The sequence below is a fragment of the Nonomuraea sp. NPDC050022 genome (assembly GCF_044460705.1).
In the GTDB taxonomy this organism is placed as follows: Bacteria; Actinomycetota; Actinomycetes; order Streptosporangiales; family Streptosporangiaceae; genus Nonomuraea.
On the sequence record NZ_JBITKE010000019.1, the window covers coordinates 1 to 23150 of the forward strand.

Below are 23150 nucleotides of genomic sequence, written 5' to 3' on the forward strand. Positions count from 1 at the left end.
GAGCCCGTCGCAGTGAAAGCTGCACGGCGGGTTCGGGAGGAGGCCGTCGGAAAAGGACCTGTGCATCAGGAACCTCGCCGACGGCCCACCTCACGGTGCTCACCACTGACGCGGATCGTTAAAAGGGCCTGCATGAATACGCAGGCCGATGTGCGCTTTGCCGGTGCCGGCGCCGGCGCTGGCGGCGGTGTCAGGCCAGGTTTCGTGCGCAGACGGTGAGCAGGGAGGCCAGCTGTTCCACCTCGCCTGGCGGAAGGTCGGTGATCATGCGTTCCTCCACGTCGAGCACCACGCTGTGGGCCTGGTCGAGCAGGGATTGGCCCGCATCGGTGATGGTGACCGGCAGGGCCCGGCCTGAGGTCGGCTGTGTGGCGACGGAGACCAGCCCGGCCCGGGTGAGCCCGGCGAGCACATCCCTCAGGGACTGCCGGGTGACAAAGGTGCGCCGAGCCAGTTCGGCCGCCGGGGCGCCGGGCGCGTCGGCCAGTGCCCGCAGCACCGCGTACTGGGACATGGACAGGCCCATCTCGCGCAGGCGCTCCTCACACGCGCCGCGGAAGGCCTGGCTCACCTGCTTGACCAGATAGCCGACGCGCTGGCGGACATCCATTTGACTCATGACAGGAACCTTACACATAATCCTCCTTGTAAGGAACCTGACATGAGGAGAAGCCGTGCCCGCGACCACCACCATCACCGTCGGCGCCCCAGTGGCGACCCTGATCAATGTCTTCACCGTCCAGGCCGACCGTCAGCGCGAGCTCGTCGACCTGCTGGTCACCGCCACCGAGGAGGTCATGCGGCACCTGCCCGGATTCGTCGCCGCCAACATCCACGCCAGCGACGACGGCACCAGGGTGGTCAACTACGCCCAGTGGGAGACCGCGGAGGCATTCCAGGCCATGCTCGGCACCCCGGCCGCGCAGGTGCACATGCGCCAGGCCGCCGCCCTGGCGGACGGATTCGACCCGCACCTGTACGCCGTCGCATCAGTGCACCACCGCTGAGCACGTCACCTCCAAGAGGGCAGCGATCATAGGTAACTCAAGACGCGGCCGGCTCACGTCATCAGACGGCGCAAGCCGGCGCGCCCGCCACAACGGCGACGAAAGGATGCTCGTCCGCTACGACCCCCGCTACAGGGCGAGTTGGAGCGTCACCCTCTGATGGGTCGGCAGGTAGCCGAGCGCGTCATTGATGGCGCGCATCGGACGGTTGCTGTCGGCCGTATCGGTCAGCAGGCCATCGAGGTGCGGGTAGCGCTCGCGGGCCTGCCGGATGGCCTCGGCCTTCATCCAGCGGGCCAGGCCGTGCCCGCGATGTTCCGGCAGCACGCCGGTGCCGTAGTGCTGGGCATCACCCGTGCCGTCCCCTGGGACGACCAGTTCGGTGAAGCCGACGATGGAACCGTCCGACTCGGCGACGACAGCCACGGTGTGGAGCAGATCGCCTCGGTTCTCGACCGTCCGCACCGCCTCCCGTACGCGATCGACGTCCCAATGCACGCTGCCGTAGTCGGTGTCGTCCATCGGCATGTCGTCCATGGCGCGGCGGGCCGCGGCGAACGTCTCGGCCAATTCGTCGGGCACCATCCCGTCCCACGCGACCAACTGGTACTCGTGATGCGGACTGCTGATGATCTCCCGAAGGCCGGCGAGGCCGACCTGCGCCAGTGGCAGTCGCGTGTAGGTCAGGGTCAGCACTTTGCGGAAGTCGTGTGCCGACAGGAAGGCCTCTCCCGGCGAGCCGGGCTCTGCTTCCGCGATGACGGAGCGTCGGCCTTCATCGCGAGCCGCCGCCAGCGCGGCTGTCAACAGGAGAGAACCAACACCGGCGCGCTGTTCGGCCGGGTGGACGTGGAGATCGAGCTCGGCCAGATGCTCCTGGCCCGCCGTGGTGAACAGGCGCAGAAAAGCCGACCCGACGGGAACGCCGGTGGATCGGGTGGCCAGCCAGGCGAGGCGGCGGCTGGATGAGGTGAGCTTGGGGTCAATAAGAGGGGTGATGCGAATCGACACGGTGTCTCCGGCTTGAGGGGAGGTGGGGGATAGCAGAGCTGCGGCCTTGCCGCTGAACGGTCCTGCGCATCTGCTGCACACCTCCTGCAAGTACGGCCTCGACATCCGACGCGATCGGCAAACTATAGCGGGCCGCCCGTCCTCGTCACGGCGGGTGGCCCGGCGGTCCGGCGGCCCGGCGGCTCAGCTGGTCGTGGCGTAGCGCAGCAGGACGTTGTCGGAACCGTCGAGGCTGCGGACCTCCGCGATGGTGAGCCCTTCGACCGGCTGAGTGAAGATCGGCATCCCCTCGCCGAGCGCCTTCGCCCCGACGATCAGGTGCAACTCGTCGACGAGCCCGGCGCGGAGCAGGGCGTTCCAGGTGACCCGGCTGCCGAAGGTGACGATGTCGCCGCTGGTGCGCTGCTTGAGCTCCTTGACCCATCCCTCGGCGTCGGCGCGCTTGACCACGGTCGTCCGGTCCGCCCACGACGCGATGTCCTCGTCCGTGAGCGAGCCGGAGACGACACTGACCTCGATCCGCCCGTAGATCGCGCCGAACTGCTGGTTCACCGTGGACGCCTCACGGTTGTCCGCTTGCGCGGGCCAGAACCTCATGAACATCTCGTACGAATTGGCGCCGAGCAGCAGTGACCCGGCGGCCTGGATCCGCTCCAGGTTGTAGGCGTCGAACGCGGCGTCCATCGGCAGCACGAGCGGGTTGCCGTCCGCCGCCGCGTAGAAGCCGTCGAGAGACATGATGTTGCAGACGATGAGCTTGGCCATGTCAGGCACTCCGTTTTCTCCGTAGATCTGCTTGTGGCGCCCACCATGTCTCGCAGATGCGTCGGCCGACAGATGCAAATATCACCAGACTCCCGCTGACTTTCGGACACCCTACGCAGGCCAAGAGCCGCCACCAGCATTTGGCCGGAGACCTTGATGACAAGTCGGCTCACGTCCGGGGGTGCGGGGGCCGGCAGGCCACCGCCCGGGGTTCGGGGCGGAGCCCCGATGGGCACAGCCCGAGCCTCGGCGAGGACCACGCCTTTGGGGGTCGAAGGGGGCGGAGCCCCCTGGGAAGCACGCCTGAGCGCCATTCGCGCGTAGCGCGCCCCGATCGCGATGACCGAGCTTTCAGGCCCGCCGCCGAGCCCGATAGGCGGCCACGTGCATCCGGTTTCCGCACGTGCGGCTGTCGCAGTAGACGCGGGATCGGTTGCGGGACTCGTCCACGAACACCCGGTCGCAATCAGGTGCCGAACACGTTCGCAGCCGCTCCCACTCCTCGTCCACCACCAGGTGCGCCAGCGCCACCCCGCAGTCCGCCGCCAGGTGCTCGGAGAGCGTCGCGTCCGGGGCGAAGTAGTGCATGTGCAGCGGATGTCCGTCGTGCTCCGTCAGCCGGGGCGTGATGCGGGTCCCCGACAGGAGCGTGTTGAGCATTCGTACGGCCGTCGGCTGGTCCGGGGCGGTGAAGACGCGGTGGAAGGCCTCCCGCACCAGCCGCACCTGCCCCAGGTCGCGGGCCGTGAGCGCGCCGATGCCGCTGACCTGGCGCGACTCGACGAACGCGTGCAGGTCGGCCAGCTCGGCCAGGCCGTCGTCTCCGCCGGTCGACGGGGACGTGTTGACCAGCTCTACCACCGTGGCCAGCGAATGCACCATGTCATGGCCAAACGGCATGTTGACTCCTGTCGACGACCGGCTCTAGCGTGGTCGCAGCGTATCTCGCTCCAAGGACCTCGGGGGTTTCTGTGGGTGCACATCGTCGTATCGTGCTGATTGCGATCGCGGGTGCGCTGATCATCTCCACCTCCGCGCCGCTGGTCCGGTTGTCGGGGGTCTCGCCTGCGACCTCGGCGTTCTTCCGGTGCGCGTACGCGCTGCCGCCGATGCTGGTGCTGGCCTGGCTCGAACGGCGGAGGCTGGGGCCCCTCCCGGCCCGCAGCCGCAATCTGGCGTGGCTGGCGGGCGTGCTGTTCGCGTTCGACCTGCTGTTCTGGCACCACGCTATCAAGTACGTGGGCGCGGGGCTGGCGACCGTACTGGGCAATCTGCAGGTCTTCATCGTGGCCTTCGCGGCGTGGGCGCTGTTTCGTGAGCGGCCGTCGAACCGGCTGATGATGGCCACCCCGGTGGTGTTCGCCGGGGTGGTGCTGATCTCGGGGGTGTTCGACAGCGCGGCCTATGGGGCGAACCCGCTGCTCGGGGTCGTGACGGGTGTGGCCACCTCGATCTCGTACGCGGGGTTCCTGCTGGTGTTGAAGGGCGGCTCGGGGCGTACGGTCGGGCCGTTGACGCACGCCACCGCCGTGGCGACGGTCGGGATGGCCGCGTTGAGCCCGGTGTTCGGGGGCGCCGACTTCGTCCCGAGCTGGCCGGCGCACGGCTGGCTGCTGCTGCTCGCGCTCGGGCCGCAGGTGGTGGGCTGGTCGCTGATCGCGTACTCGCTGCCCAGGCAGCCCGCCGCGCTCACCGCGCTGCTCCTGCTCGTCCAGCCGATGACGACGGTCGGGCTGTCGGCGGTGCTGCTCGGTGAGCACCCGTCACCGCTCCAGCTTGCCGGGTGCGGGGTGATCGTCTTGGGCGTCCTGTACGGCTCGCGGCGCGCTCAGCCCGCCCGCACCGAGGCCGAGCAGCCGGAGCAGGTGCCGAACACCTCGACCGTGTGAGTGATCTCGGTGAAGCCGTGCTCGGAGCCGACCGTCTCCGCCCAGCGTTCGACGGCGGGACCGGCCACCTCGACGGTCCGGCCGCAGCGGCGGCACACCAGGTGGTGATGGTGGTCGCCGCTGGCGCACGCGCGGTAGACGGACTCGCCGTCGTCGGTGCGCAGCACGTCGACGTGACCGCCGTCGGCCAGCGCCTGCAGCGCCCGGTAGACCGTGGTCAGGCCGATCTTGGCGCCGTGGGCGCGCATCTCGGCGTAGACGTCCTGGGCGCTGCGGAAGCTCTTGCTCTGGCGGAGGGTGTCGTGCACGGCGTCGCGTCTCGTGGACATCATCGTGCGACCTCCTCGACGCGCATGCTGGATCGCTCGCTCACTGTGGACTCCTGGGGTCTGCCTCGCCGTACGAACTTACCGACACCGAGGGCCAGGACGAAGCCGCAGAGGGCAAGAAGCACGATCGCGGCGCCCGGCGGCACCCTGGCGGACAGCGTCGAGGCGAGCAGCCCGCCCACCGCCGCGACGACGCCGAACAGCATGGCCAGCGTCATCGTCGAGCGGAAACCCCTGGTGAGCTGCTGACCGGTCGCCACCGGGATCACCATCAGCGCGCTGACCAGCAGCAATCCGACCACGCGCATGGCGATGACGACGGTCAGCGCGGCCGTGACGGCGATCAGCAGGCTGAGGAAGCGCACCGGCAGGCCGCTGGCCCTGGCCATCTCCTCGTCCTGGCAGAGCACGAACAGCTCCCTGCCGAAGATCACCACCACCGCGATCACCGCGACGGCAAGCGCGCCGATGATCCAGATGTCCTCGGTGGTGACGCTGGCGATGGCGCCGAACAGGTAGGAGTTCAGCTTGGCGTTGCTGCCACCCGGCGCGATGCCCATGAGCATGACGCCACCCGCGATGCCGCCGTAGAACAGCAGCGCCAGCGCCACGTCGCCGCTGGTACGCCCGCGCGCCCTGACCAGCTCGATGGCCACGGCGCCGATGACGGCCACGGCTACGGCGGTGAGCACGGGCGCGGTGCCCGTCAGGAAGCCCAGCGCGACGCCGGTCAGCGCCACATGCCCGATGCCGTCACCGAGCAGCGCGAGCCTGCGCTGGACGATGAACGTGCCGACGGCGGGCGCGCAGAGCCCCACCAGCAGCGCCGCGATCAGTGCCAGCTGGAAGAACTGCTTGCCCAACAACTCGATCATGGCTCTCCCCGCCATCCGGAAAGCGGTCCCGCGCTCGCCTCGGCGGCGTGCGGGTGCACGTGCTCGTGTCCCGGCCGGGCGCAGTCGCCCTCGGGCCGTGGTGGTCTGCCGTCGTGCGCGATCAGGCCCTCGCGGACCACCACGCCGCGGGTGATGAGCGGCTCGAGCGGGCCGAGCTCGTGGGCGACGAGCACGATGGTCTTGCCGTTCAGCACCAGCGTGGCCAGCGTATCGGCGAGCAACTGCTGAGTGTCGGCATCGACACCCGCGGTGGGCTCGTCCATGACGTACGTGTCGGGTTCGCCGGCCAGCGCGCGGGCGATGAGCACCCGCTGCTGCTGGCCGCCGGACAGCGACTGCACCGGGTCACCCGCCCGGTCCGCCAGCCCGACGGCCTCGAGGGCGCTCGCCGTCGCCGCCTTGTCCGCGGCGCTGGTACGGCGCAGCCGGCTCTGCCTGGCCACGCGGCCGGAGGTCACGACCTCGCGGACCGTGGCGGGCACCCCGCCGCCGACGGCCAGGCGTTGCGGCACATAGCCGATGCGCCACCACTCGCGGAATTTCGCGGGCGGTGAGCCGTACAGGAGGGTCTGGCCGCCCGAGAGCGGAATGAGGCCCAGCAGGGCGCGCACCAGCGTGGACTTGCCGGAGCCGTTGGCGCCCATGAGGGCCACGACCTCGCCGGGGCAGACCGTGAGATCGATGCCGCGCAGGATGTCGCGCCGGTCCAGGCTCACCCGGCCGCCGGTCATGGCGAAGGCGGTCTCGCCTGTGCCGCTCACGTCGCACACCCCAATGCGCCGCTCATCTCATACACTCCAATGCGCCGGTCATGCCGTACACCCCAATGCGGTCTGCAAGGTCTTCAGGTTGTCGCGCATTCCCGACAGGTAGTCGCCCGACGGCTTGCTCTCCAGCGGGTCGAGCACCGCCGTCCGCGCGCCGACCTCCTTGGCCAGCACCTCGGAGACCTTGGGGCTGACCAGGGCCTCGGTGAAGATCGTGGTCACCTTCTCGTCCTTGGCCAGCTTGGCGACCTCGGCGATGCGGGCGGGGGAGGGCTCGGTCTCCGGGTCCAGGGTGATGCCGATCTGCTTGAGGTGATAGCGGTCGGCCAGGTAGCCGAACGCCTCATGGGCGGTGACCAGCGTCTTGGTCCCGCAGGTGGTCAGGGCCTTGGCGTACTCCTGGTCGAGGGTCCCCAGGGCGCCGGCCGTCTTGACCGCGCGGTCCCGGTAGCCCTGGGCGTGCGTGGGGTCGGCGGCGGCCAGTCGCTCGCCGAGCTTGGCGGCGACGGTGGCCAGGCGGGACGGGTCCAGCCAGAGATGCGGGTCGTAGCCGATGTCGTGACCCTCCGCGTGCTCGCCGGCGGGCAGCGTCTTGACGGCGGTCGCGGCGTCGAAGCTCTTGTCCTGGTCGACCGCGTCGTCCACGGCGGGCTGGACGCCCTTGATGTAGACGGTCAGGGTCGCGTCTTGGAGCTGGGCCACCTGGTGCGCGCCCAGCTCCAGGTCGTGCGGTTCGACACCGGGGGCGGTCAGGACCGACACGCTCACGTCGGGGCCGCCGACCTGCTCGGTGAGCCACTGGAGCGGATAGAAGGCGGCGATCACGGCGGGCTTGCCGAGCGCCGTAGTCTCCGCATCGCCGGTGTTGGAGCACGCGGCGGTCGTCAGAGCGGTCGCGAGGATGGCAGCACCAATTAGGGGCGTTCGGGACATCACGCCCCCAAGTATGGGGAAAATGAAAATGATTGTCAAAATCTCCGGCTAAAACACTCCGAAGCGGTCGGCCGCGAGGACCAGCAGGAAGGCCAGCATCACGACCCGCAGCAGCCGCCCGCCGAGCCCCAGCGACGGCCAGGACAGGTACGCCAGCCAGCCCACGAACCCCAGCACCGGCAGCACCGCCACGCCGCCCAGCCAGCTGTCCACGGCGAACCCGGTCAGCAGCAGCACCACCAGCACGGCGGGCGCCGCCCACTTGGGCACCTGCGTGAACAGGAACGTCATCGGGGTAGCGCTGCGCTCCTCGACCGCCTTGCGCAGGCCGGTCGCGCCGGGTGTGAAGAACTGCTCGCCGGCGGGAAGCGGCCGCCGGGCGTTCCCGCGGCGGTTGTCATTGGTGGCCACGGCCCGAGCCTAGCCCCGTCCCCATCGGACAGCAGGTGGGACGGTAACGGCGCGGGGGCCAAGCGGTCGCGGCACGGGGGGCCGGTCGGCGGGCGGGGGCGGGCGGAGCGCCCGAATCGGTCAGTGGGTGCGGGCAGGTCAGGGGCTGGAATCGCCCAGCGGTACGTAATCGTCTGACATCCTGGTGTGCGTGCTCGCCGTCATCCGTTACACCGTCCCAGAGTCCCAGTCCCAAGACTTCGTCAAGCAAGCCCATGTCATCCTTCAGACACTGGCCGACCAGCCCGGATTCCTGCGCGGCCGGTTGGCCCGCTCGGTCGATGAGCCCAATCTGTGGGCGCTGGTCAGTGAGTGGGAGGGCGCCGGGTTCTACCGCAGGGCCCTGTCCGCAGCGCGGATGGCGATGTATCCCCTGATGATCCTCATGGTCAATGAACCAAGCGCGTTCGAGGACGTCTATCTTCAAGACGGCGAGTAGAAATACTCGCGCGCGAGGGCTCGTGAGCGTCCCCTAAGCTGGGAGCTCACCCATTCCCTTCGCCGACCTCCAGCCGGAAAGAGACGCAACCAAAATGGCACGACGCACAGACGTCATGGACACGATCGTCAGCCTCGCCAAACGCCGCGGGCTCGTTTACCCGTCGAGCGAGATCTACGGCGGACTGCGCGCGTCGTGGGACTACGGTCCCCTGGGCGTCGAGCTGAAGAACAACGTCAAGCGGCAGTGGTGGCTGTCGATGGTCCAGTCACGCGACGACGTGGTGGGCCTCGACTCCTGCGTCATCCTGGCCCGCGAGGTCTGGCAGGCCAGCGGTCACGTGGAGACCTTCACCGACCCGCTGACCGAGTGCCAGTCGTGCCACAAGCGCTACCGCGCCGATCACCTCCTCGAGGCGTACGAGGAGAAGAACGGCAAGACGCCCGAGAACGGCCTGGCCGACATCACCTGCCCCAACTGCGGCAACAAGGGCGCCTTCACCGACCCGAAGCAGTTCAGCGGCCTGCTCAAGACCTACCTCGGCCCGATCGAGGACGAGTCGGGTCTGGCCTACCTGCGCCCGGAAACGGCGCAGGGCATCTTCATCAACTACCTCAACGTGCAGCAGTCGGCGCGTAAGAAGATCCCGTTCGGCATCGGTCAGGTCGGCAAGTCCTTCCGCAACGAGATCACGCCGGGCAACTTCATCTTCCGCACCCGCGAGTTCGAGCAGATGGAGATGGAGTTCTTCGTCAAGCCGGGCAGCGACGAGGAGTGGCACCAATACTGGATCGACGAGCGCTTCCGCTGGTACTCCGATCTGGGCATCAACAAGGACAACCTCCGGCTCTACGAGCACCCCAAGGAGAAGCTGTCCCACTACAGCAAGCGCACGGTCGACGTCGAATACCGCTTCAACTTCGCGGGCGGTGAGTGGGGTGAGCTCGAGGGCATCGCCAACCGCACCGACTTCGACCTGACCGCCCACTCCAAGGCGTCGGGCGTCGACCTGAGCTTCTTCGAGCAGGACACGGGCGAGCGCTACGTGCCCTACGTCATCGAGCCGGCGGCGGGCGTCGACCGGGCCACGCTGACGTTCCTGCTCGACGCCTACAGCGAGGACGAGGCGCCCAACGCCAAGGGGGTCATGGAGAAGCGCACGGTGATGCGGCTCGACCACCGGCTCGCCCCGGTCAAGGCCGCGGTGCTGCCGCTGTCGCGCAACGCCGACCTGTCGCCGAAGGCTCGCGACCTGGCCGCGCAGCTGCGCCGGCGGTGGAACGTCGAGTTCGACGACGCGGGCGCGATCGGCCGCCGCTATCGGCGCCAGGACGAGATCGGCACGCCGTTCTGCATCACGGTCGACTTCGACACGCTCGAGGACCAGGCGGTCACGATCCGCGAGCGCGACACGATGGCTCAGCAGCGCATCTCCCTCGACGCCGTCGACTCCTACCTCCGCCAGCACCTGAACGACTAGTTTTAACGACTAATTCTCCTTTTACGGCCGGCAGTGGCCAGCCCCACCCGCCATACGGGGCTGGGCCCTGTCCAGGGGCACGCTCCTGCGGTTTACGGGGCTGGCCGCCGTGACGTGCGCATTGTTGACCCCGTTCGCGGTCTTTCCTGGACCGTGGGCGGGGTCAATGTCGTCAGGGCAGGTGGGCAAAGGAATCAACAGCAGGCAAGAGAGCCAGCAGCGTGCAGGGGCATCAGCGGCGGGCGCGGCTTCGGCACACGGTCAGGGTGATGGCGTACGCGATCGGGGGGAGGACGAAGACCGCGATCCGCAGCCCGTGCACGATCCAGAGGTAGGTCTCGTGCGGTGCCGCGAGCAGCGGCGTCGGCGCCTTCGGGTCCGGCGGGGTCTCCGAGACCCACGTCCCGGCCCACAGCACCGTGAAGAACGTGATCACCGCCACCCCGAGCGCCGTGCGGATGGGCGCGTGCGAGGGGCGGTCCAGCAGGTTGTGCACGCGGCGGTCCCCGGTGAAACGGCGCTCCAGGAACGGATAGAACAGCAGGACCGTGAAGAAGGCGGCCAGGACCAGCATCGGGATCCAGAGGCCGACCTGCAGGACGAAGCCGCCGACGGTGATCTCCCAGGGCGGCGTCAGGCGTAACGCGCCTTCCAGAACGCCGGAATACCAGAACGGCTGGGCCGAGGGCGGCCAGCCGCCCGGCTGGTACGCCCCGTGCTCCCACACCGGGTTGACCCGGACGAAGGTGGCCAGCAGCGTGATGACGGCCATCGTGAACAGCGTGGTGGCGCCGTTCTTGACGGCGAAGTACGGGAAGAACGGGCCGCCCGTGACCCGCGTCTCGTCCGACGCCGGGGTGCGGTGCTCGGTGTGCTTCTGCCGCCAGGTCAGGACGATCCCGTGCAGCGGCACGAGCGCCAGCAGGATGCCCGGCACCAGCAGCACGTGCGTCACGAACAGGCGCGGGATGACCTGGCCGGGGAAGCCGCCGTCGAAGACGAACGCCGACAGGTAGCCGCCGACGAGCGGGATCGACAGCAGCAGGCCCTGAGCCTCTCGCAGGCCGGTCATGGCGAGCTGGTCGGCGGGCAGTGAGACGCCCAGGAACGACTCGAACAGCACCAGCCCGAACAGCAGCACCCCGGTCATCCAGCTCAGCTCCCGCGGCTTGCGGAAGGCGGCGGTGAAGAAGACGCGGAACAGGTGGGCCACGATCGACAGCACGAAGATCGTCGCCGCCCAGTGGTGCATCTGGCGCACCAGCAGGCCGCCCCTGATGTCCAGGCTGAGCTCGCGTACCGAGGCGAAGGCCACGTCGGGGTTGGGCTTGTAGAAGAGGGTCAGGAACGTGCCCGTCAGCACGAGCAGGACGAACGAGTACAGGGCGAACTCGCCGAGCAGGAACGACCAGTGGCTCGGGAAGAGCTTGCGCAGGTTCGGGCCGAGCCAGCCGGCCAGGCCGAGGCGCTCGTCCAGGTAGCGCGCGGAGCCCTGTGCGGCCTTGGCCGATCCGGCGACCAGGCGGGCCGAACGCTGGGGCTTGGTAGGAGTGGCCATCGGGCGCCTCCTGCTAGGGGGTGCTCCTGATTGTGAACCCTACCTCTGGATCTTTCAAGAATTGGTTTATACCAATTGGTATAAACCAATTCTTGGTCAAACAGAACATAAATTGGATTAGACCGGTGATAGGCCCTTCACCAGCTGAAACGTTGACTTAACCGATGAGTGCAGTTTCATCATGATTATCGCCGGTAGAGTCCGAACCAGAGGCGTTGATTGGAGCTGTGGTGGCCAAGTACGTTTACGACTTCACCGAGGGCAACAAGGATCTCAAGGATCTTCTCGGCGGCAAGGGAGCAAACCTTGCCGAAATGACCAATCTCGGACTGCCCGTCCCTCCCGGGTTCACGATCACCTCCGAGGCATGCCGCCACTACCTGGCCGAGGGCGCGGTCCCCGACGGCCTGGAGCGGGAGGTGGCCGAGCACCTCGGCGCGATGGAAAAGCGGATGGGCAAGACGCTCGGCCAGGCCGACGACCCGCTGCTCGTCAGCGTCCGCTCCGGCGCGAAGTTCTCGATGCCCGGCATGATGGAGACCGTCCTCAACATCGGGCTGAACGACGATTCCGTGCACGGCCTGGCCAAGCAGGCCGGCGGGAACGACCGCTTCGCCTGGGACTCCTACCGCAGGCTCATTCAGATGTTCGGCAAGACCGTGCTCGGCATCGACGGCGAGCTGTTCGAGCACGCGCTGGAATCGCTGAAGGGCGACCGGCAGGACACCGACCTCGGGGCGGCCGAGCTGCAGGGCCTGGTCGAGACGTTCAAGGGCATCGTGCGCGACCAGACGGGCAAGGACTTCCCCGCCGACCCGCGCGAGCAGATGCGCCTGGCCGTCATGGCCGTCTTCGACTCCTGGAACGCCCCGCGCGCCATCCTCTACCGCCGCCAGGAACGCATCCCCGCCGACCTCGGCACCGCGGTCAACATCGTGGCCATGGTCTTCGGCAACGTCGGCAACGACTCGGGCACCGGCGTCGCCTTCACCCGCGACCCCGGCTCCGGCCAGCAGGGCATCTACGGCGACTACCTGCAGAACGCCCAGGGCGAGGACGTCGTCGCCGGGATTCGCAACACGATCCCGCTCCAGGAGCTGGAACGCCTCGACAAGAGCTCGTACGACGAGCTCCTGCGGATCATGGAGACGCTGGAGAACCACTACCGCGACCTGTGCGACATCGAGTTCACGATCGAGCGCGGCAAGCTCTGGATGCTGCAGACCAGGGTCGGCAAGCGCACCGCGGCCGCCGCGTTCTGCATCGCCACCCAGCTCGTCGACCAGGGCCTCATCACGCTCGACGAGGCCGTCACGCGGGTGACGGGTGACCAGCTGGCCCAGCTGATGTTCCCGCGCTTCGACTCGGACACCGAGAAGAAGAAGATCGCCAAGGGCATGAACGCCTCGCCGGGCGCCGCCGTAGGCAAGGCCGTGTTCTCCTCCGCGCGCGCCGTAGAGCTGGCCGGCCAGGGCGAGGACGTCATCCTGGTGCGCCGCGAGACCAACCCCGACGACCTGTCCGGGATGATCGCCGCGCGCGGCATCCTGACCAGCCGCGGCGGCAAGACCTCACACGCCGCCGTCGTCGCCCGCGGCATGGGCAAGACCTGTGTCTGTGGCGCCGAGGAGCTGGAGGTGTCGATCGGCGAGCGCAGGTTCACCGCGCCGGGCGACATCGTGGTGAACGAGGGCGACCTCATCTCCATCGACGGCACGACCGGCGAGATCTTCCTGGGCGAGGTGCCCGTGGTGGACTCGGCCGTGGTCGAGTACTTCGAGGGCAAGGGGCCCGACGACGACCTGGTCCGGGCCGTGGACCGGATCATGCGGCGGGCCGACGAGGTGCGCCGGCTGGGCGTGCGGGCCAACGCCGACACGCCCGACGACGCGGCCAGGGCGCGCCGCTTCGGCGGTGAGGGGATCGGGCTGTGCCGTACGGAGCACATGTTCCTGGGCGAGCGCCGGCAGCTCGTCGAGGACCTGGTGCTGGCCTCGGGCGACGAGGAGCGCCAGGCGGCGCTGGACGCGCTGGAGCCTCTCCAGAAAGCCGACTTCGTCGGGATATTTCAGGCTATGGAGGGTCAGCCGGTCACGGTCCGGCTCATCGACCCGCCGTTGCACGAGTTCCTGCCGGACCTCACCGACCTGTCGGTCAAGGTGGCCACCGGGGACGCCACGGACAAGGACCGCAAGCTGCTGGGCGCCGTCAAGCGGCTGCACGAGCAGAACCCCATGCTCGGGCTGCGCGGCGTGCGGCTCGGCCTGGTCATCCCCGGCCTGTTCGCCATGCAGGTACGCGCCATCGCCCAGGCGGCCAAGGAGGTGCCGGGAGCCAAACCGGAGATCATGATCCCGCTCGTGGCCGCCGTACAGGAGCTGGAGGCCGTCCGCGAGGAGGCCGCCGGGATCCTCGCGGACCTCGGCGTCGAGGCCCTGATCGGCACCATGATCGAGACGCCCAGGGCGGCGCTCACCGCGGGCCAGGTCGCCGAGGCGGCCCAGTTCTTCTCCTTCGGCACCAACGACCTGACCCAGATGACCTGGGGCTTCTCGCGGGACGACGTCGAAGCCGCGTTCTTCTCTCGCTACCTGGAGCTCGGCATGTTCGGGGTCTCGCCGTTCGAGACCCTCGACCGCGACGGCGTCGGCCGCCTGGTAACGATCGCCGTCGAGGAGGGCCGCGCGGCCCGCCCCGACCTCAAGCTCGGCATCTGCGGCGAGCACGGGGGCGATCCCGACTCGGTGCACTTCTGCCACCAGGCCGGGCTCGACTACGTCTCGTGCTCGCCGTTCCGTATCCCCGTCGCCCGCCTGGAGGCCGGGCGCGCGGCGTTCGCCGAATGCGACTCCGACACTCGGTAAGACAGCCGAAGGTGGTACCCACAGAGGGACACCAGCCACGACGGACCGTCAGATCTTCCTCCCCCCGAAGGGAGATCACACGACCGCCTCGATCCCTGTGACGGTCCGTTGTGGCTGGTGTCCCTTGGGTGGGATACCCCTCCGGGGGAGGGGATGGAGACGGTCCGTTGTGGCTGGTGTCCCTGTGGGGTGGGGATCGTGACGGTCCGTTGTGGCTGGTGTCCCTGCGGAGGCCACCTCGGGGACCATCGCGGTCGACCGGGCTAGACGGTCGCTTCCGCCTGCTCCAGCGTGGCGGGCACGTAGTCGTGACGCATGCCCAGGTCGCCCAGCCACTTCCGGAGCCCGGGAACGGCGGACGGGTTGGCCGCGACCTGGGCCGCGTACTCCGACAGCGCCACCTCCTCGCCGTCGTCGAACAGCAGCCGCGCCGGCCCCGCCCACGACAGCGTCCACCTGGCCTGGCCGTGCTGGATCAGCACCGCCTCCAGCGCCTGGCCGAGCACCCCGGCCAGCAGCGTCTCCGACGGGTTCCAGCCCAGCTCGCGCAGCTTCTCCTCCAGCTCCGGCCGCCGCCCCCTGGCGATCACCTCGAAGGCCGCGTCGAGGTAGGGCCGGGTGGCGCCCAGCACCCGCTGCCCGGCCAGCGCCAGGTCGTTGAGCGCCTCGGCGTTGCGGGCCGCGTACATGCCCTGGGACACCAGCTCCTCCCACGACACCGCCCGCAGCGATGTGAGCGCCTCCGGCGTCCACATGGACTGCTCGACCGCCTGCACCGCCACGTTCGCGTCGCGCAGCAGCGTGAGGGCCGAGCGCGGGTCGGGTACATGCTCCGGCTCCGGAAGCAGCTCGATGGCGGCCAGCCGGTCGGCAAGGCTCGGGTGGGAGTCGAAGAGGGAGGTCTCCCGCGGCTCCTCGCCGAGCTTGGCCACCTCGGCCTGCCTGGCCGGGTCGCTCATCAGCGCGTGGAACCCGCCGAACACCGCCGCGGGCCGGTTGCCGCCCGCCCCGGTCATCGACAGGTAGCCCTCGGCGTAGATCTGCCAGGCGGTCGCCGTACTGTGGATCTTGCGCAGCGCCTCCGACATCGCCTGGCGACCGCCGATGGCCACCGCGAACCGGTCGGCCTCCAGCTCCTGCCCGCGCGACACGCTCTGGGAGACGAGCATGTAGAGCTTGGCGTAGTACGTGAACAGCCGCTGGACGTACGGGTTGCCGGCCAGCCCCTCGACGGTCGCGATCAGCCCCTCCCGGCCCCGGTAGACCGGCGCGCCCAGGCGGGTGTGGGCGCCGCTGTAGTGGCCCAGCTCGTGGCCGAGCACCGCGCGCATCTCGTCGACCGTGAGGGTCTGCAGCAGCGGCAGCCCGATGTACATGCGCCGCCTGGTGGCCTTCATGCCGAGGAAGCGGGTGTCCTCCGCGACGGCCGCGTTGACCTCGGGCACCAGGCGGATCTCGTCGGGCGGTGCCGTACGGACGCGCTGGGACAGGTCGTCGACCACCTGCCAGAGCGCGGGCTCGTGCTCGCGGGCGACCAGCACGCCCGGCTGCTCGCCGTCCTTGCGGCGGCTGACCATGATCAGGGCGCGCACGAGCGCGGCTCCCGCCAGGGTCAGGATGACCGCGTACTTGAGGCCGTTGACGTGGAAGTCGACCAGCAGCAGCACGTCGAAGAAGACGGCCGCGACCAGCACGAGGCCGACCAGCACGTAGAAGCCGGCAAGCAGGGCGAAGGCCAGCACGGCCCGGAACGCTGTGGTCATGGAGGAGGGGCTCCCGGGGAATGGGGTTCTCGCGAGGGTCGACACTAGCGGAGACCGGAAACTGGATAAAATCACAGCTCTTATGGCCCGTTACGACGAACACGACCAGGCACGGTGGGTGCCGGAACCTCCCGGCAACCCGGAGCGCAGCGCGTTCGAACGCGACCGCGCCAGGGTCCTGCACAGCTCCGCGCTGCGCAGGCTGGCCGCGAAGACGCAGGTCGTGGGGCCCGGCGAGACCCTTGGCGGCGGCCAGCACATCCCGCGCACCCGGCTCACCCACTCGCTCGAATGCGCCCAGGTCGGCCGGGAGATGGGCGCGACGCTCGGCGTCGACCCCGACCTGGTGGAGACCGCCTGCCTGGCGCACGATCTGGGCCATCCGCCGTTCGGTCACAACGGCGAGGTGGCGCTCAACCAGCTGTCCACCTCGTGCGGCGGCTTCGAGGGCAACGCGCAGAGCCTGCGCCTGCTCACCCGGCTGGAGGCCAAGGTCCTCACCGAGGACGGCCGCAGCGCCGGGCTCAACCTCACCAGGGCCGCGCTCGACGCCTCCATCAAATATCCGTGGACCTGCGATAAATCGCCGAAGTTCGGGGTCTACGACGACGACCTGCCGGTCTTCGAGTGGATCAGGGACGGCGCCCCCGACGGCCGGGTGAGCTTCGAGGCGCAGATCATGGACTGGGCCGACGACGTCGCCTACTCCGTCCACGACCTGGAGGACGCGCTGCACTCCGGCCACGTGACGCCCGAGGCGCTCCTGTCGGCCACCGAGCGCCGCGCGGTCTGTGAGATCGCCCGCACCTGGTACGCGCCCAGCGCCGACCTCGGCGAGCTCGAGGCCGTCTTCGCCGCGCTGATCGCCACCCCGCTCTGGCCGCGCCGCTTCGAGGCCACCTTCGCCGACCTGGCCGGGCTCAAAGCGCTGACGAGCGGCCTCATCGGCCGTTTCTGCCGCTCCGCCCAGACCGCCACCAAGGACGCGTACGCCTCGCGGCACCGCGCGGAGCTCGTCGTCCCGCCTGCAACCCGGCTGGAGTGCGCGATCCTCAAGGGCATCACCGCCCACTACGTGATGACCACCGACGACCACCACGCCAACCAGGCCAGGCAGCGCGATCTCATCACCGAGCTGGCCTCCCTGATCACGCTCGGCGCGCCCGCCACCCTGGAGCCCGCCTTCCGGCCCACCTACCTCGGCGCGCCCGACAACGCCGCCCGTGTCCGGGTGGTCATCGACCAGATCGCCTCTCTCACCGACACGTCCGCCATCGCCTGGCACAAGCGTCTTTCCCGATGACCCCCGGCGGGCGGATACTGCGGCCATGGCTACATATGTGATCGTCGGCGCGGGACTGGCGGGGGCCAAGGCGGCGCAGACGTTGCGGGAAGAGGGCTCCGACGACGAGATCGTGCTGATCGGCGCGGAGTCCGAACGCCCCTACGAGAGACCGCCCTTGTCGAAGGAATACCTGCTGGGCAAGAGCGAGCGGGAGAAGATCTTCGTCCACGGCGCCGGCTGGTACGCCGACAACGGCGTGGACCTCAGGACCGGCCTGCGGGTCACGCGGCTGGAGCTCGGCCAGCACGCGGTCCGGCTCTCCGACGGCTCGCGCCAGCCGTACCACAAACTGCTGATCGCGACGGGGGCGAGGCCGCGGCGCCTGCCCGGACCGGGCCTCTGCCTGCGCACGGTCGAGGACAGTGAAGCGCTCAAGGCGCGCCTCGCCGACGCCGAGCGGGTGATCGTGGTCGGCGCGGGCTGGATCGGGCTGGAGACCGCCGCGGCCGCCCGCAAGGCCGGCTGTGAGGTCACGATCGTCGAACCCGACCCCACGCCGCTGTATCGGCCGCTCGGGGCCGAACTCGGCGAGGTCTTCGCCGGGCTGCACCGGCGCAACGGCGTCGACCTGCGCACCGGCACCGGCGCCGCGGAGATCACCGAGACCGGCGTGCGGCTCAGCTCCGGCGAGCGCCTGACCGCCGACCTCGTCATCGTCGGCATCGGCGCGGAGCCCGAGGTAGGGCTGGCCCGGGACGCCGGACTGGAGGTCGGCAGCGGCATCCTCACGGACGCCGCCCTGCGCACCTCGCATCCCGACGTGTTCGCCGCGGGCGACGTCGCCGAGTCCTTCCATCCCCTGTACGGCCGGCGCATCCGGGTCGAGCACTGGGCCAACGCGCTGAACGGCGGCCCCGCCGCGGCCAGGTCCATGCTGGGCCAGGAGGTCTCCTACGACCGCGTGCCGTACTTCTATACCGACCAGTACGACCTGGGCATGGAGTTCTCCGGCGACATCCAGGGCTACGACGAGGTCGTCTACCGGGGTTCGGTCCCCGACCTGGAGTTCGTCGCCTACTGGCTGCGGGAGGGCAAGGTCGTCGCCGGCATGAACGTCAACGTCTGGGACGTCGTCAGCGAGATCCAGCAGCTCATCCGCTCCGGAGTGACCGTCGACCCGAAGGAGCTCACGTCGGATCGACGATGATCACCGTAGGAGTCGGCGTGGCGTGGGTCTTCTTTTTCTTCTTCTTGGGCTCCACCACCTTCTTCGACGCGCACTGAACGGCGCACGGCGGCGTCTCGCCCAGCCGGCCGCGCATCTTCAGCGTCTCCTTCTTCGGCGACAGCGTCTTGTTGCCGGACTGCCAGGCGTCGAGGTAGTCCCAGGGGTTCACCATGCCCCGGCGCACCCACCAGTAGGCGGGGCCGGTCTTCCAGGAGATCGCGAAGTAGAGGTTGGTGGCGGTGTTGAGGGCGTTGCCCGAGTTGCCGACCCGGCCGAGCATCTGTCCGACCTTCACCCGTACGCCCGGCTTGAGGCCGTCGGCCACGGCGTCGAGATGGCCGCCGAGGTAGCGGACGCCGTCGTCGCCGATGATCGTGACGAAGCGGCCCTCGCGGGCGGCGCCCACGTCGGTGGTAGGCGACCACTTGTTCACGGTGTTGACCTCGTCGACCACGCCGTCCACCGGCGCCACGAACGCGCAGCCCTTGCCCGCCCAGATCACCGTCTTCGGCAGCACGAGCAGCTGGCGCTGGTAGGTCGTCCGGCAGCCCTGGACGGGGAAGGCGTAGGTGTACTTGGACAGCTTCGGCGGCGGGATCTTGACCGGGTCCTCAGCCTTTGGCGGCGTCTCGGCGGACTGGGGATCGGCGGTCGGTGTCTGCGAAGGGATGGTGGCGGTGACCGCCGGACTGGCGCTCGCCGTGGGCGTGGCCGGTGACTGCGCGCTGACGCCCGCCACTCCGGTGGCTTGTGGCGAGCAGGCGCTCGCCAGCAGTGCGGCGCCCGCTAAAGCCACCCAACGTCCGAGATGCCCCGCTCGCATGATCTCCACCCGTGTCGACGTGTCCACCGCAAACATTTACCTTTGTAGCCGACCAGGGAAGTGCTCCCGACAGATTTCCGCCTTTCGCGACGCGACGGTGACATCCTCTTACCGCCAGGTCACCGTCACCTCACGGAGGGCAGTCATGAGCCCGGGTGGGGACGGTTGTCGTAGCTCAGGAATAGACTCACCGGCGTGGCTGGCAGGATCCGTGACGTCGATATCGCGCTCGTTCGTGAGCGATCGCCCATTGCCGATGTGATCGGCGAACACATCCAGTTGCGCAACGCGGGTGGCGGCAACCTCAAGGGGTTGTGCCCGTTCCATGACGAGAAGAGCCCGTCCTTCAACGTCACGCCCGAGCGCGGCATGTATTTCTGCTTCGGCTGCACCGAGGGCGGCGACGTCATCACGTTCGTCGAGAAGATCGAGCACCTGACGTTCGGCGAGGCGGTCGAGCGGCTGGCCCAGCGTGCCGGGATCCAGCTCCAATACGACCAGGGCGGCTACGTGCCGCGGCGCGACCACGGCGAGCGGGCCCGGCTGATCGAGGCGCACAAGGCCGCCGCCGAGTTCTACGCCGACAAGCTGCTCGGCCCGGAGGCCGCGCCCGGCCGGCGGTTCCTGTCGGAGCGGGGGTTCGAGCGGGCCGACGCCGAGATGTTCGGCGTGGGTTACGCGCCCAACGAATGGGAGGGGCTGACGCGGCATCTCCTGGGGCGCGGCTTCACCGCCGACGAGATCGTCAAGGGCGGGCTGGCCAAGGAGGGTCGGCGCGGGCCGATGGACCGCTTCCGCGGGCGGCTGATCTGGCCGATCCGCGACGCGACAGGCGACGTGATCGGGTTCGGGGCCCGCAAGCTGCTCGACTCCGACGACGGCCCGAAATACCTCAACACCCCCGACTCCCCGCTCTACAAGAAGAGCCAGGTGCTCTACGGCATCGACCTGGCCAAGCGGGAGATCTCCAAGCGGTCCCAGGCGGTCATCGTCGAGGGCTACACCGACGTCATGTCCTGCCACCTGGCCGGGGTGCCGACGGCGGTCGCTACCTGCGGCACGTCGTTCGGCGAGGAGCACATCAAGATCCTGCGTCGCTTCCTGCTCGACCAGGCGGAGTTCCGCGGCGAGGTGATCTTCACCTTCGACGGCGACGCGGCCGGGCAGAAGGCGGCGCTCCGGGCGTTCGCCGACGAGCAGAAGTTCGTCACCCAGACCTACGTGGCCGTGCAGCCCGACGGGCTCGACCCCTGCGACCTGCGCGTCAAGCAGGGTGACGCGGCCGTGCGCGACCTGATCGCCAGCCGCGAGCCGCTGTTCCAGTTCGCCATCCGCAGCACGATCTCCCGCTACGACCTGCGCAGCAACGAGGGCAAGATCGCCGCGCTCGACGCGGCGGCGCCGATCGTGGCCGGGATCAAGGACGTCGGCCTGCGCAAGCGCTACGCGATCGACCTCGACCGGTGGCTCGGCTTCATGGACGAGCGGTTCGTCATGCAGCGCATCGCCGAGGTCGGCGGCGCCCAGCAGGGCCGCCCGCGGCGGGCGCCGCAGGCCGCGCCCGTCGATCCCAACGTGCGGGTCGAGGGCGAGCTGCTTAAGCTGGCCATCCAGCGGCCCGCGCTGCTCGGTCCCCGCTTCGACGCGCTCGACCCGCGGGCGTTCACCGCGCCCGACCACGTGCTGGTGCATCAGGTGATCACCGCGGCGGGCGGCGCCGCGTCGGCAGGCCACGGCGGCCGCGAGTGGGTCGACCGGCTGCTGGAGCAGTGCCACGACGACGTGACGCGGGCGCTGGTGACCCGGTTCGCGGTCGAGGCGATCCGGGCCGACTCCCACACCGAGGAGCGCTACGGGGCGGCCATGCTGGCGGCGATCGAGGCCATCGCGGTCGACCGGGCGATCGCTCAGGTCAAGTCGCGCATCCAGCGGCTCAACCCGGTGGATGAGCAGCAGGACTACAACCGGCTGTTCGGCGAGCTGGTGGCGCTGGAGCAGCAGCGCAGAGTGCTCCGGGACCGAGCCGCGGGCAGCTGAGGGGTTGGGGGACGCTTCACGGGCAACCGCGGCAGCCGGCTCAGAGTTTCGGCGGGCCCGTGCGCACCCGCTTTGACGGAGCCCACCGGCGGATGGCGAGCCGCGAATGGCCCGTGTAACGGCTCGTTCGAGAGTTGCCGAGCACAAGATGTCGGGAACTTGTTGAATCCAGATGGCCGTGGCGAAATCCTTCACCAGCCGTGCGAGACAGCGGTGTCAGAAGGCATCCGGGCAGGCTGCGCCTGGTGTCCGGCGACAACCCCGCCCCGGACACTCCTTACTCGACCGCGTAATTGACTTTACTTTCCTGATCAAACTGCCGCTAAACCTTTAAGCGATCTCATTTTGGTAAGGGCCACGGCCTTACCTTCGGTTACAAAAATGGGTCTGCCATTTTACGGAACCAATACTGCAGACTGTGTCCCGTGGGTGCATCGGTACTGCCAAGTGGACCGCCATCCGTAGATCAAGTGGCGGACCTCGTCGCGAAGGGAAGGGAGCGCGGAAGCGTAACCGTCGATGACGTCGCAGCCGCGCTTGACCGCTCAGAGTTGCCGTCCGACGCGTTGGAACGCGTCGTGCGGATGCTCGCGGAGAACGGCGTGGAGGTTCTCGAACCCCAGGGAGAGGAAGAGACCACCCGCGCCGACGAGGAAGACGTAGGCAAGCGGGCGCCGACCAGCGATCTAGTCCGTATCTACCTGCGGGAGATCGGCCGGGTACCGCTGCTGACAGCCGAAGAGGAGGTGGAGCTCGCCAAGTCGATCGAAGCCGGTCTGTTCGCCGAGGACAAGCTGGCCAGCGGAGTATCACGTCTGGCCTTTCCCGAGTTCAGGGAGCTCGTCTGGCAGGGCACGCGGGCGAAACAGCGACTCATCGAGGCGAATCTCAGGCTCGTCGTCTCGATCGCCAAACGTTATGTGGGCCGTGGAATGCTCTTCCTCGATCTCATCCAGGAAGGCAACCTCGGGCTCATCCGCGCGGTGGAGAAGTTCGACTACACCAAGGGATACAAGTTCTCCACTTACGCCACCTGGTGGATCCGGCAGGCGATCACCCGTGCGATAGCCGACCAAGCGCGCACCATTCGCATTCCGGTACACATGGTGGAGACGATCAACAAGCTCGTCAGAGTGCAGCGGCAGCTCCACCAGGACCTCGGCCGTGAGCCCGCGCCCGAGGAGATCGCCAAGGAGATGGATCTCCCGGTCGATCGCGTGGTGGAGATCCAGCGCATCGCCCAGGAGCCGGTGTCACTGCAGTCGCCGATCGGTGAGGAAGACTCCGACCTCGGCGACTTCATCGAGGACGCCGACGCGGTCGTGCCCATGGAGGCGGCGGCCTTCATCATGCTGCAGGACCAGCTCGACGACATCCTGGCGACGCTGTCGGACCGTGAGCAGCGCATCATCCAGCTCCGCTTCGGCCTGGCCGACGGGCATCCGCGCACGCTGGAGGAGGTGGGCAGGGAATTCGGCGTCACCCGGGAGCGCATCCGGCAGATCGAGTCGAAGACGCTGGCCAAGCTCCGCCACCCGACCAGGGCGCAGATGCTGCGCGACTATCTGGATTGACTCGCGGCTGGATTGACTCGCGGCGAAGAACGGCGGGCCCGGGGTTCTCCCC

The 23150-nt window shown here is 69.0% G+C and carries 21 protein-coding genes; 9 read left to right on the forward strand and 12 right to left on the reverse strand.

The genetic code is table 11. The features are described 5' to 3' along the window. Positions 1 to 190: 190 nt before the first annotated feature. Positions 191 to 619 (reverse strand): MarR family winged helix-turn-helix transcriptional regulator, encoded by a 429-nt coding sequence (locus ACIBO2_RS52875; protein ID WP_397304852.1) that lies wholly within the window; start codon positions 617 to 619, stop codon positions 191 to 193. A 55-nt stretch (positions 620 to 674) separates the two neighbouring features. Here ACIBO2_RS52875 and ACIBO2_RS52880 point away from each other — a divergent pair, with 55 nt between their 5' ends. Next, complete coding sequence (locus ACIBO2_RS52880; RefSeq protein ID WP_358535795.1) at positions 675 to 1007, forward strand: antibiotic biosynthesis monooxygenase family protein; 333 nt, start codon at positions 675 to 677, stop codon at positions 1005 to 1007. 129 nt (positions 1008 to 1136) lie between these two features. On the opposite strand, the gene ACIBO2_RS52885 is transcribed toward ACIBO2_RS52880, so the two are convergent. From ACIBO2_RS52885 to ACIBO2_RS52895, 3 genes are all read right to left on the reverse strand, one after another. Beyond that, positions 1137 to 2099 (reverse strand): GNAT family N-acetyltransferase, encoded by a 963-nt coding sequence (locus ACIBO2_RS52885; protein ID WP_358536150.1) that lies wholly within the window; start codon positions 2097 to 2099, stop codon positions 1137 to 1139. Positions 2100 to 2201: 102 nt separating this feature from the next. Next, positions 2202 to 2783 (reverse strand): dihydrofolate reductase family protein, encoded by a 582-nt coding sequence (locus ACIBO2_RS52890; protein ID WP_397304853.1) that lies wholly within the window; start codon positions 2781 to 2783, stop codon positions 2202 to 2204. Positions 2784 to 3134: 351 nt separating this feature from the next. Continuing rightward, entirely contained in the window at positions 3135 to 3683 is a 549-nt protein-coding gene (locus ACIBO2_RS52895; protein ID WP_358535799.1) for a CGNR zinc finger domain-containing protein, read from the reverse strand. Between the two features lie 92 nt (positions 3684 to 3775). Between ACIBO2_RS52895 and ACIBO2_RS52900 the strand changes: the two genes are divergently transcribed. Next, entirely contained in the window at positions 3776 to 4672 is an 897-nt protein-coding gene (locus tag ACIBO2_RS52900; RefSeq protein WP_397304854.1) for a DMT family transporter, read from the forward strand. On the opposite strand, the gene ACIBO2_RS52905 is transcribed toward ACIBO2_RS52900, so the two are convergent. From ACIBO2_RS52905 to ACIBO2_RS52925, 5 genes are read right to left on the reverse strand one after another with little or no spacing between them, the layout of a single operon-like run. After that, entirely contained in the window at positions 4612 to 5001 is a 390-nt protein-coding gene (locus tag ACIBO2_RS52905) for a transcriptional repressor (RefSeq protein ID WP_357948142.1), read from the reverse strand. The two genes, ACIBO2_RS52900 and ACIBO2_RS52905, sit on opposite strands and share 61 nt — an antisense overlap. After that, on the reverse strand, positions 5001 to 5876 hold the full coding sequence (locus ACIBO2_RS52910; protein WP_358535803.1) for a metal ABC transporter permease: 876 nt from the start codon (positions 5874 to 5876) through the stop codon (positions 5001 to 5003). Before ACIBO2_RS52910 ends, ACIBO2_RS52905 begins: the two co-directional genes overlap by 1 nt. Further along, complete coding sequence (locus ACIBO2_RS52915) at positions 5873 to 6658, reverse strand: metal ABC transporter ATP-binding protein (RefSeq protein ID WP_397304855.1); 786 nt, start codon at positions 6656 to 6658, stop codon at positions 5873 to 5875. The genes ACIBO2_RS52910 and ACIBO2_RS52915 overlap by 4 nt, the downstream gene beginning before the upstream one ends. 48 nt (positions 6659 to 6706) lie before the next feature. Continuing rightward, positions 6707 to 7597, reverse strand: coding sequence for a metal ABC transporter substrate-binding protein (locus tag ACIBO2_RS52920; protein WP_358536154.1), 891 nt, complete (start codon positions 7595 to 7597; stop codon positions 6707 to 6709). Between the two features lie 48 nt (positions 7598 to 7645). Beyond that, positions 7646 to 8008 carry a DUF6703 family protein gene (locus ACIBO2_RS52925; RefSeq protein ID WP_357947632.1) on the reverse strand — a complete coding sequence of 121 codons (363 nt, stop codon included), beginning with the start codon at positions 8006 to 8008 and terminating at the stop codon, positions 7646 to 7648. Between the two features lie 190 nt (positions 8009 to 8198). Here ACIBO2_RS52925 and ACIBO2_RS52930 point away from each other — a divergent pair, with 190 nt between their 5' ends. Next, a complete protein-coding gene (locus tag ACIBO2_RS52930; protein ID WP_357947635.1) occupies positions 8199 to 8486 on the forward strand; it encodes an antibiotic biosynthesis monooxygenase family protein in 288 nt (95 codons plus the stop codon). Between the two features lie 94 nt (positions 8487 to 8580). Then, positions 8581 to 9966, forward strand: a complete 1386-nt coding sequence (locus tag ACIBO2_RS52935; protein WP_358535805.1) for a glycine--tRNA ligase — start codon at positions 8581 to 8583, stop codon at positions 9964 to 9966. A gap of 232 nt (positions 9967 to 10198) precedes the next feature. On the opposite strand, the gene ACIBO2_RS52940 is transcribed toward ACIBO2_RS52935, so the two are convergent. Further along, a complete protein-coding gene (locus ACIBO2_RS52940; RefSeq protein WP_397304856.1) occupies positions 10199 to 11524 on the reverse strand; it encodes a cytochrome bc complex cytochrome b subunit in 1326 nt (441 codons plus the stop codon). A 230-nt stretch (positions 11525 to 11754) separates the two neighbouring features. Between ACIBO2_RS52940 and ppdK the strand changes: the two genes are divergently transcribed. Then, positions 11755 to 14388: a pyruvate, phosphate dikinase gene (gene ppdK / locus ACIBO2_RS52945; RefSeq protein ID WP_358535809.1), complete on the forward strand. Its 2634-nt coding sequence runs from the start codon at positions 11755 to 11757 to the stop codon at positions 14386 to 14388. 263 nt (positions 14389 to 14651) lie between these two features. Here ppdK and ACIBO2_RS52950 read toward each other — a convergent pair whose 3' ends face one another. Next, entirely contained in the window at positions 14652 to 16151 is a 1500-nt protein-coding gene (locus ACIBO2_RS52950) for a M48 family metallopeptidase (RefSeq protein ID WP_358535811.1), read from the reverse strand. Between the two features lie 82 nt (positions 16152 to 16233). Between ACIBO2_RS52950 and ACIBO2_RS52955 the strand changes: the two genes are divergently transcribed. Together ACIBO2_RS52955 and ACIBO2_RS52960 are read left to right on the forward strand one after the other, a co-directional pair. Then, positions 16234 to 17454, forward strand: a complete 1221-nt coding sequence (locus tag ACIBO2_RS52955; RefSeq protein ID WP_358535813.1) for a deoxyguanosinetriphosphate triphosphohydrolase — start codon at positions 16234 to 16236, stop codon at positions 17452 to 17454. 25 nt (positions 17455 to 17479) lie between these two features. Continuing rightward, entirely contained in the window at positions 17480 to 18643 is a 1164-nt protein-coding gene (locus ACIBO2_RS52960) for an FAD-dependent oxidoreductase (RefSeq protein WP_358535815.1), read from the forward strand. Here the strand turns inward: ACIBO2_RS52960 and ACIBO2_RS52965 are convergent. After that, positions 18624 to 19460: a peptidoglycan DD-metalloendopeptidase family protein gene (locus ACIBO2_RS52965; RefSeq protein WP_358535817.1), complete on the reverse strand. Its 837-nt coding sequence runs from the start codon at positions 19458 to 19460 to the stop codon at positions 18624 to 18626. The two genes, ACIBO2_RS52960 and ACIBO2_RS52965, sit on opposite strands and share 20 nt — an antisense overlap. A 222-nt stretch (positions 19461 to 19682) precedes the next feature. Between ACIBO2_RS52965 and dnaG the strand changes: the two genes are divergently transcribed. Continuing rightward, positions 19683 to 21524 carry a DNA primase gene (dnaG, locus tag ACIBO2_RS52970; RefSeq protein WP_357947658.1) on the forward strand — a complete coding sequence of 614 codons (1842 nt, stop codon included), beginning with the start codon at positions 19683 to 19685 and terminating at the stop codon, positions 21522 to 21524. Between the two features lie 470 nt (positions 21525 to 21994). After that, positions 21995 to 23098: an RNA polymerase sigma factor RpoD gene (gene rpoD, locus ACIBO2_RS52975; RefSeq protein WP_214638280.1), complete on the forward strand. Its 1104-nt coding sequence runs from the start codon at positions 21995 to 21997 to the stop codon at positions 23096 to 23098. Positions 23099 to 23150 lie beyond the last annotated feature (52 nt).